The sequence below is a fragment of the Pseudomonas sp. 1L-B-1-E-C1 genome, assembly GCF_057291835.1.
This window is the reverse complement of the sequence record NZ_JBXAWN010000007.1, coordinates 346,883-354,904: the sequence shown is the minus strand read 5'-3', so window position 1 is coordinate 354,904 and position 8,022 is coordinate 346,883. Positions and strand designations below refer to the sequence as shown.

Sequence of the window (8,022 nt, the reverse complement as noted above, 5' to 3'; positions counted from 1 at the left end):
GAGCCTGCGAGGGCCGAACGCAGGAGCTAGCGTTTTTTGCTTACTTTTTTAGGCGCTTGTAAAAAAGTAAGTCGCCGTCAGGCGAAACCGCCAGCAGCCGCTACCGAAGCAACGGATATTCACCCAAAACAACCAAAGCCTGGTCGGCCCTATGGCCGCCAAGGCCAAAAAAAAGCCCCTCAAAACCGAGGGGCCCAAAAAACCAAGCAGAAACCCGAATCAGGTCATCTGAATAATGGTCTGCATAATCGTGCTCTGCGTCGAAATGGTCTTGGCGTTCGCCTGATAGTTGCTCTGGCCCTTGATCAGATCAACCAGCTCGTTGGTCAGGTTAACGTTCGACTCTTCCAGCGAGTTGGACACCACCTCACCCAACGTACCAGTCTTCGGCGCATCGTAGCCCGGAATACCCGAAGCGAAAGTCTCTTTCCAGCTAGTGCCACCGACAGCCTGCAAGCCCTGTTCGTTGGTGAAACTGGCCAGTGCAACCTGACCAATCGCCTTGCTCTGGTTGTTGCTGAAGTTGGCGAACAGCGTACCGGTGCCATCGATCGTCAGGTTGGTGATCTGGCCGGTGGCGTAACCATCCTGAGTCGGAATCGTGCGCGAGGTATCAGCGTTGTACTGCGTGGTCTTGGCCATCGAAATGGTCACGCCATTCGGGTTGGCCGAAGCGCCATTAGGCGTGAAATTACCATTGGTCACGGTGCCTGGCACCCAGTTGTTCAGGGTCAAATCACTGCTGATAATCGGATTGGTCGGGTCTGCCGGATTAGGCGTACTGACCTGAAGCAACTTGCCGGAACTGTCGAACGTCAGTGTTGAAGCCACTGGTGGAGTCTTGGTTGGATCGCTACCGGTAGCATCCGGGTTACGGCCGTCAACCAAGGTGTACACCTTCCAGACGTTATCACCGGTCTTCACTACATACTGATCCATAACATGCGCGTTGCCCTGCGTGTCATAGATCGGGGTGCTGAACGATTTGGTGTAAGTCTCAGGCTTGGACGGATCGAACACCACGGGGGTGGCGCCCGTGTCGATGATTTTAGTGGCGGACGAATTCAGGTTGATGCTCGAAGTCACCGCCGAAGTCGACTTCGGCGCCAGGTTCGAAGTATCGATCTTGAGGTCAGTCAACACGCCATTGATGATCTTGCCGTTGGCATCCACACCGTAACCCTGCAGACGCGAGGTGTAGTCGGTGTTGGTGATGTAACCGGCGTTGTCGACCTTGAACGTACCGGCACGGGTGTACGAAATCGAGCCGTTGTTGCTCATGGTGAAGAAACCGGAACCGTTGATGCCCATGTCCAGCACGTTGCCAGTATTGTTGATGTCACCCTGGGTGAACTGCTGGGACACGTTGGCCAGGCGCACGCCATTACCGATGACCTTGCTGCCGCTGCCCAGGCGGGTCGACGAATACACGTCCTCGAATTCTGCGCGCGAGGATTTGAAACCAGCGGTGGCGACGTTGGCGATGTTGTTGCCGGTCACGTCGAGTTGTTTGTTGGCGGCATAGAGACCGCTAAGGCCGATGTTAAAAGACATGTTCCACTCCTTCGTGCCGGGTTAGTCGGCTCTATATACCAATGGTTTGTACTTTGGACAGGGCAACGGTGCCCTTGCCGGCCAGGTTGAGCATCAGCTCGCCACCGGTCTGGCTGATCGTCACGCTGTTGACCGTCGCTGGCAGGTAGGTCGCCAGGTCGGTCGCGGTGCCGTTGATCGGTGCGTTGGCCTTGAACGTGTAAGTGCCGACCGGAACCACGGTGCCGGCAGTGTCCTTGCCGTCCCAAGTGAAGCTGGCATCGCCGGCGGCGCGGCTGCCGAGGTCGATGGTGCGCACGGCTTTGCCGTCCTTGTCGGTGATGGTCACGGTGCCGCCGGCAATCGACGAAGGCACGGTGACCGAACCGGTCAGGCCTTTGCTCGGATCATCGAGCTGGGCGGTGTTGGTCTGCACGATCACGTTGCGACCGACCAGCGACGACGCCTGCAGCGCCTGCGACGAGTTGTAGTTGCCGGCAAGACCACTGACGGTGGAGTTCAATGTGGTGATGCCTTCAAGGCTGCTGAACTGCGCCAGTTGCGCCACGAAAGCGCTGTTGTCCTGCGGGTCGAGCGGGTTCTGGTTTTTCAGCTGGGTGACCAGCAATTGCAGGAACGCATCCTTGCCCAGCGCCTGGCCGCCGGTGGCACTGTTGGTCGCCGAGGCGATGCCGCCCGGCGTCGTGCTGCTGGCCGTCTTCGACGAGTTGGCCAGGATGTCTTTCATGCTCAGGGTGCTGGTGGTGTCCGTAACGCTCATGGCATTCGTCCCTTATTACTGACCGAGGGTCAGTACCTTCTGCATCATGGTTTTGGCGGTGTTCATCATTTCGGCGTTGGTCTGGAACGACCGGCTCGCGGAAATCATGTCAGCCATTTCTTCCACCACATTGACGTTCGGGTAATAGACATAGCCCTTGGCGTCAGCGGCCGGATGGTTCGGCTCGTAGCGCGCTTCGAGGTTGCTCTGGTCTTCGACTACGCCAAGTACCTGCACGCCCTGCCCGGCCGCGTCCTGGTTCTGGAACAGCGAATCGCTGCCGCCGGCCTGGCCGCCCTGGAACATGGTGGCGAACACCGGGTGACGGGCACGGTAGGTCTGGTCGATGCTCGACGAAACGGTTTCGGCGTTGGCGATGTTCGAGGCCACGGTGTTCAGACGTGTGGTCTGCGCGCTCATGCCGCTGCCGGCAATGTTGAAAACGCTGGACAGGGACATGGATTATTCTCCGCGCAGGGCTGACACCAGCCCTTTGAATTTGCTGTTGAGCAAGGTGAAGCTGGCCTGGAAGCCGACCGCGTTTTCCGCGTAGTTCGACTGTTCCAGTTGAGCGTCGACGGTGTTCTGGTCGATCGAAGGCTGCATCGGCGTGCGATACATCAGCGACTCGTCGCCGTTGCCCAACCCTTCAGCCTCGATGTGGCGGCTGTTGGTCATGTTCAGGGCAAAGTGGCCGCCGGTCTTGGTCTTCTCGGTCTGTGCTTCGAGCACTTTGGAGAAATCCAGATCCCGCGCCTTGTAGTTCGGGGTGTCGGCGTTGGCGATGTTGTTGGCCAGCACTTCAGCACGCTGAGCGCGGAAGCCCAATGCCTTTTCGTGAATGCCCAGCGCTTTATCGAAGCTGATGCTCATGTCGGGAACCTTCAGGTGACCGGTTTTTCGTAACTGAGCTTTAGCAAGCGCCGTGCCAAATGAACAAAGCCCCGTATTCCGGGGCTTTGCGCCGAACAGGCAAAGCGGCAATGCCAGAAAAGCGGCAACCGGTTTCCGCCAGATGCCGCTTTTCTGCCGCTGCCGCCTGCCAACACCGAACCTGTAGGAGCTGCCGAAGGCTGCGATCTTGTGATCTTGATCTTTAAAAGCAACATCAAAAGATCGCAGCCTTCGGCAGCTCCTACACGGGGATGCGGTGTCAGGCATAAAAAACGGGAGACCTTGAGGGCCTCCCGTTTTTTGTACTGCCGCAAACCGGTTACTTCGCCTTGTAGATAATCCCCGGGCTGCACTGAACCATCTGGTAATGATCCGGCAATCCGTTCAACGCTTCCGAAGCGCCAAGGAACAGATACCCGCCCGGCTTCAACGTGCTGTGAATGCGCAACAGGATGTCCTTCTTCACCTCGGCAGAGAAGTAGATCAGCACGTTGCGGCAGAACACGATGTCGAACTTGCCCAGCGCTGCGTAGCTGTCGAGCAGGTTGAACGAGCGGAATTCCACCCGGCTCTTGATCGGCGCCTTGACCACCCAGCGCCCCGGTCCTTTCGGGTCGAAGTAGCGCTGCAGGCGTTCCGGCGACAGACCGCGACCGATCGCCAGGCTGTCGTACTCGCCGGTCTTGCAGTTGTTGAGCATCAGCCCCGACAGATCGGTGGCAACGATCTGCACGCCCATCTTCAACTGGCCAAGGTTGCTGCGCTCGAACTCGTCGATCGACATCGACAGCGAGTACGGTTCCTGACCCGACGAGCAGGCCGCCGACCAGATCCGCAGACGCTGGTTGGGGCTGGCCTTGATCGCTTCCGGCAGTACCTTGTTCTTCAAGACTTCAAACGGATAGGTGTCACGAAACCACAGGGTTTCGTTGGTCGTCATGGCATCGACCACCTGCTCGCGCAAACCGCTGCGCGGCTGGGTCTGGATGCGCTGAACCAGCTCACCCAAAGACTTGATGCCCTGCTGCTCCATCAGTTTGTTGAGACGGCTCGAGACCAGATACTGCTTGTTTTCACCGAGCAGAATGCCACAGGCTTTTTCCAGGAAGACCCGGAACTGTTCGAAATCCAAATTACCCGTAGACAATGATGCCGCCTCTTAAATCGTGTTGACCGCCAGGGGCAGAAGGCCCCTAGCTGATATCTGCTGCTTTGATCCGGTCGACTACCCGGGATGCGAGGTCATCAGGACGGAATTTGGCCAGAAAGTCATCAGCACCGACTTTCTTCACCATCGCCTGATTGAATACCCCCGACAACGAAGTATGCAGGATGATATGGAGCTTTTGCATGCGCGCGTCGCCGCGGATTTCCGCCGTCAGGGTGTACCCGTCCATCTCCGGCATCTCGATGTCGGAAATCATCATCAGGAACTCTTCTTCCGGCTTCTTGCCCTCGTCGACCAGCTTGCGCAGGTAATCCAGCGCCTGCTTGCCGTCGTTCAGCGCCACCACCTCGACACCGATGGTCTGCAGACAACGCGTGACCTGCTTGCGCGCCACCGACGAGTCATCGACCGTCAGCACCCGCAGCGACAGCGCCTTGGTCTGCGTCTCGACATCGACCACGCCCACCGAAATCGCTTCCGGCGTCGGCGCTACTTCGGCCAGCACCTTCTCGACATCGATGATTTCGACCAACTGGTTGTCGACCCGAGTCACAGCGGTCAGGTAGTGATCGCGACCGGTGCCCTTGGGCGGCGGATGGATCTCTTCCCAGTTCATGTTGACGATGCGCTCCACCGAGCGGACCAGGAAACCCTGGGTCTTGGTGTTGTACTCCGTGATGATCACGAACGGACTGTTCTTGTCTTTCAACGCACCGGAGCCCGTTGCCATTGCCAGATCCAGGATCGGAATGGTCGCTCCCCGTATATTTGCTACCCCGCACACGACAGGACTGGATTTGGGCATCAAGGTCAGTGACGGGCATTGCAACACTTCCCGTACCTTGAACACGTTGATCCCGTAGAGCTGCGGCCCGTCGAGACGGAACAAAAGCAGCTCGAGGCGATTCTGCCCTACCAGTTGCGTGCGCTGGTTCACCGAATCCATTACACCAGCCATGCCCAGACTCCTACATCAACGCCAAGTGTTGTTGCGACGCACATTCATTGCTAAACGGCACGGCGCTTGCTTTTTAACTCGTATGAACGCTCAAACGACATTTTCCCGACGCCTGACATCTTCCCTTCGCAAAGGGCTTTGCGCGGTGTCCGCCGTTTGCTGCTTGCTTGCCGGCAGTCCTGCCAATGCAGATGCGGTTACCTTGCCTGATATGCTTATCGGCGTGACTCAGGGCTTTCTTGAATTCACCGTAGAAGACTATTTGGCTTCCAGTCAAACGGAAGGCCGCTACGAAATCGAAGTCAACCAGCTCGACCCGCGCATGCGCATGCCCATGTGCGACAAGGAATTGACAGCCACTCTGGAGAGCCCGGCGCGCCCGCTGGGCCGCGTTACCGTGAAGGTCCGGTGCGAAGGCAGCTCGCCCTGGACGGTGTTCGTACCCGCTCAAGTCCGCCTGTTTCGCGAGATCGTCACAACCACTCGTCCGCTGAAACGCGCCGGCATCATCGAGCCGCAGGACGTGACGTTGCGCGAGCGCGATGTCAGCACGATCAACCAGGGTTTCCTGACCTCGGTCGATGAAGCGATCGGGCAGAAACTGACCCGACCAACGGTCGCCGATCAGGTCATCACCCTGGTGCATCTGGAACAGGCCGAAGTGGTGCGCAAAGGCGACCAAGTGGTGATCACTGCGCGCAGCGGCACCCTTGCCGTACGCATGCCGGGGGAAGCCCTCTCCAATGGCGGCATGAAAGAACAGATTCGAGTAAAAAACCTTAATTCTCAAAGAGTTATCAAGGCGCAGGTGATTGCGCCGGGACAGGTCGAAGTGGCCATGTAAAAGCCCTGTGGAGAAAACTGGCGCCGATCCCGTCGCTTCCCTAAACTGTGCCGCAGCAGGTCTCGCAACGGCGCATGCAAGCTTATGGTTGATTGGGCCTAAAGTTTTTCAGGGGATAGCCGAAAACATGGCAAGCGTCCAAATTCCCAGAGGTTTTTTATCATGGTTATCGATTTCAACCGATTGAACAGTTCCTCGTCACTTACCGGCAGTACACGTACCAGCAACGCCAAGGATAGCGCTGAAAACAGCCCCTCCGCGCCGCTGAATACCCAGGCCGAACCGGCCAGTGCCGCCAAAAGCGGGGAATCGGTACACCTCAGCAATGAGGCTCAACAGTTGCAGAAGGTCACTGACAAGCTGCGCGATCAACCTGCTGTCGACAAAGCCCGCGTGGCCGAGTTGAAAGCCGCGATTGCCGATGGCAGCTATAAAGTCGACAGCAACCGTGTAGCCAGCAAACTGCTCAACTTCGAAGCCCAGCGCTAGGCTTTTGCCGGCGCCAGGCTTTTGGACGCTTAAACCCCAAGGCCAGCCATGCACGACACTAACTTATTGCAACTGATCAACGACGACTTTGCTCCAGCGCAACAATTGCTGGAGTTATTGCAAACCGAATCCCTCGCTTTGCACGGTCGTGACATGCCGTTGCTGGAAGAAATTCTGGCGACCAAGCAGGCGTTGATCATTTTGCTTGAACAGCATGGCCGCAAGCGCAGCGAAATCCTCGCCAGCCTCAATCTGCCGACCGATCGCACAGGTCTTGAGCAACTGGCCAGCCAGTCGAGCATTGGCGACCAGTTGCTGACTCAGGGCGATGCCCTGACCGCGCTGATCGCGCAGTGCCAGGACGCCAATATCAAGAACGGCCGGTCAATCCAGATCCAGCAGGCGACCACGGCCAATCAGCTGAAGATCCTCACCGGCGGCGAGCCGCCAGCGCTTTATGACGCCAGCGGGACCTTTGCCAAACCGGTCAAGCCGCGGACGCTCAGCCAGGCATGAGCCATTCGGTGGCCCTGCACTATCCACCTGCGCAACATGCTGGCAAAATACTGGCCAGCCGTAGTCTTATTTTGTCTGGAGATTGAAGAACCGTGTCCAACACCCTTAGCGCGGATGACGCTCCGCAGCCTCCGAAGGTGCTCACCACGCCACTGGAAATCTCCAGCAACCTGCGCCAGCTGCAAGACAGCCACGATCCGCTGATCATCACCTTCCATGAGCGCAGCCAGCGTTTTCAGAGTTACCTGATCAAGGTCGACCGCGAAACCGCGACGATCGCGCTGGACGAAATGATCCCGCGCGATGGCGAGCGTTTCCTGCAGGCTGGCGAACCATTCAAGGTCGAAGGCTTCCATGACGGCGTGCGCATCGCTTGGGAATGCAACGGCACGCTGAACATCGAAGAATCCGACGGCGATCGTTTCTACACCGGCGACCTGCCCAGCGAAGTGGTTTACCACCAGCGCCGCAACGCCTTCCGCGCCGCACTGAAACTCACCGACCTGGTCAGCGTCGAACTGGGCGGCGAGAAGCTCAAGACCCCTCTGCACGGCAAGCTGCTGGATATTTCGGCGACCGGCTGCAAGTTCCGTTTCGAAGGCGACATCACTGACCGTCTGCAACTGGGCCAGGTCTACGATCGCTTGGTCGCCCCGCCGCTGTTCGGCAACCAGCCAACATCGGTCGAGCTGCGCTACCTGCACTTCGAAGAAAAACTCAATATCACCTTTGCCGGTCTGCGCTTCCACAACATCAGTGGCCAGGCTGCGCGCAACGTCGAGCGTTTCGTTTACCAGCTGCAGCGTGAAGCGCGACGTTTCGACAAAGACGATTTCTGA

The 8,022-nt window shown here is 58.0% G+C and carries 11 protein-coding genes; 4 read left to right on the top strand and 7 right to left on the bottom strand.

What is annotated here, in order from left to right:
* Positions 1-219 precede the first annotated feature (219 nt).
* From flgE to AC0Z4S_RS14960, 7 genes are read right to left on the bottom strand one after another with little or no spacing between them, the layout of a single operon-like run.
* Positions 220-1,554, bottom strand: coding sequence for a flagellar hook protein FlgE (flgE, locus tag AC0Z4S_RS14990; protein WP_341638993.1), 1,335 nt, complete (start codon positions 1,552-1,554; stop codon positions 220-222).
* Positions 1,555-1,585: 31 nt separating this feature from the next.
* Positions 1,586-2,314 (bottom strand): flagellar hook assembly protein FlgD, encoded by a 729-nt coding sequence (gene flgD / locus AC0Z4S_RS14985; protein ID WP_042607185.1) that lies wholly within the window; start codon positions 2,312-2,314, stop codon positions 1,586-1,588.
* A gap of 15 nt (positions 2,315-2,329) precedes the next feature.
* Positions 2,330-2,773 carry a flagellar basal body rod protein FlgC gene (gene flgC, locus AC0Z4S_RS14980; RefSeq protein WP_042607186.1) on the bottom strand — a complete coding sequence of 148 codons (444 nt, stop codon included), beginning with the start codon at positions 2,771-2,773 and terminating at the stop codon, positions 2,330-2,332.
* 3 nt (positions 2,774-2,776) lie between these two features.
* The gene (gene flgB / locus AC0Z4S_RS14975) at positions 2,777-3,187 is read right to left on the bottom strand and encodes a flagellar basal body rod protein FlgB (RefSeq protein WP_016773613.1); all 411 of its coding nucleotides are present in this window, start codon (positions 3,185-3,187) and stop codon (positions 2,777-2,779) included.
* A gap of 11 nt (positions 3,188-3,198) precedes the next feature.
* A complete protein-coding gene (locus AC0Z4S_RS14970; protein WP_485623584.1) occupies positions 3,199-3,522 on the bottom strand; it encodes a hypothetical protein in 324 nt (107 codons plus the stop codon).
* A gap of 5 nt (positions 3,523-3,527) precedes the next feature.
* A complete protein-coding gene (gene cheR, locus AC0Z4S_RS14965; RefSeq protein WP_016773612.1) occupies positions 3,528-4,355 on the bottom strand; it encodes a protein-glutamate O-methyltransferase CheR in 828 nt (275 codons plus the stop codon).
* A 46-nt stretch (positions 4,356-4,401) separates the two neighbouring features.
* On the bottom strand, positions 4,402-5,334 hold the full coding sequence (locus AC0Z4S_RS14960) for a chemotaxis protein CheV (RefSeq protein WP_016773611.1): 933 nt from the start codon (positions 5,332-5,334) through the stop codon (positions 4,402-4,404).
* Between the two features lie 82 nt (positions 5,335-5,416).
* On the opposite strand from AC0Z4S_RS14960, the gene flgA reads away from it, so the two are divergent.
* From flgA to AC0Z4S_RS14940, 4 genes are all read left to right on the top strand, one after another.
* Complete coding sequence (flgA, locus tag AC0Z4S_RS14955; RefSeq protein ID WP_080902460.1) at positions 5,417-6,178, top strand: flagellar basal body P-ring formation chaperone FlgA; 762 nt, start codon at positions 5,417-5,419, stop codon at positions 6,176-6,178.
* Between the two features lie 162 nt (positions 6,179-6,340).
* Positions 6,341-6,667, top strand: a complete 327-nt coding sequence (gene flgM / locus AC0Z4S_RS14950) for a flagellar biosynthesis anti-sigma factor FlgM (protein WP_485623582.1) — start codon at positions 6,341-6,343, stop codon at positions 6,665-6,667.
* A 48-nt stretch (positions 6,668-6,715) separates the two neighbouring features.
* On the top strand, positions 6,716-7,183 hold the full coding sequence (locus AC0Z4S_RS14945; RefSeq protein ID WP_253504527.1) for a flagella synthesis protein FlgN: 468 nt from the start codon (positions 6,716-6,718) through the stop codon (positions 7,181-7,183).
* A gap of 92 nt (positions 7,184-7,275) precedes the next feature.
* Positions 7,276-8,022, top strand: coding sequence for a flagellar brake protein (locus AC0Z4S_RS14940; protein WP_253504530.1), 747 nt, complete (start codon positions 7,276-7,278; stop codon positions 8,020-8,022).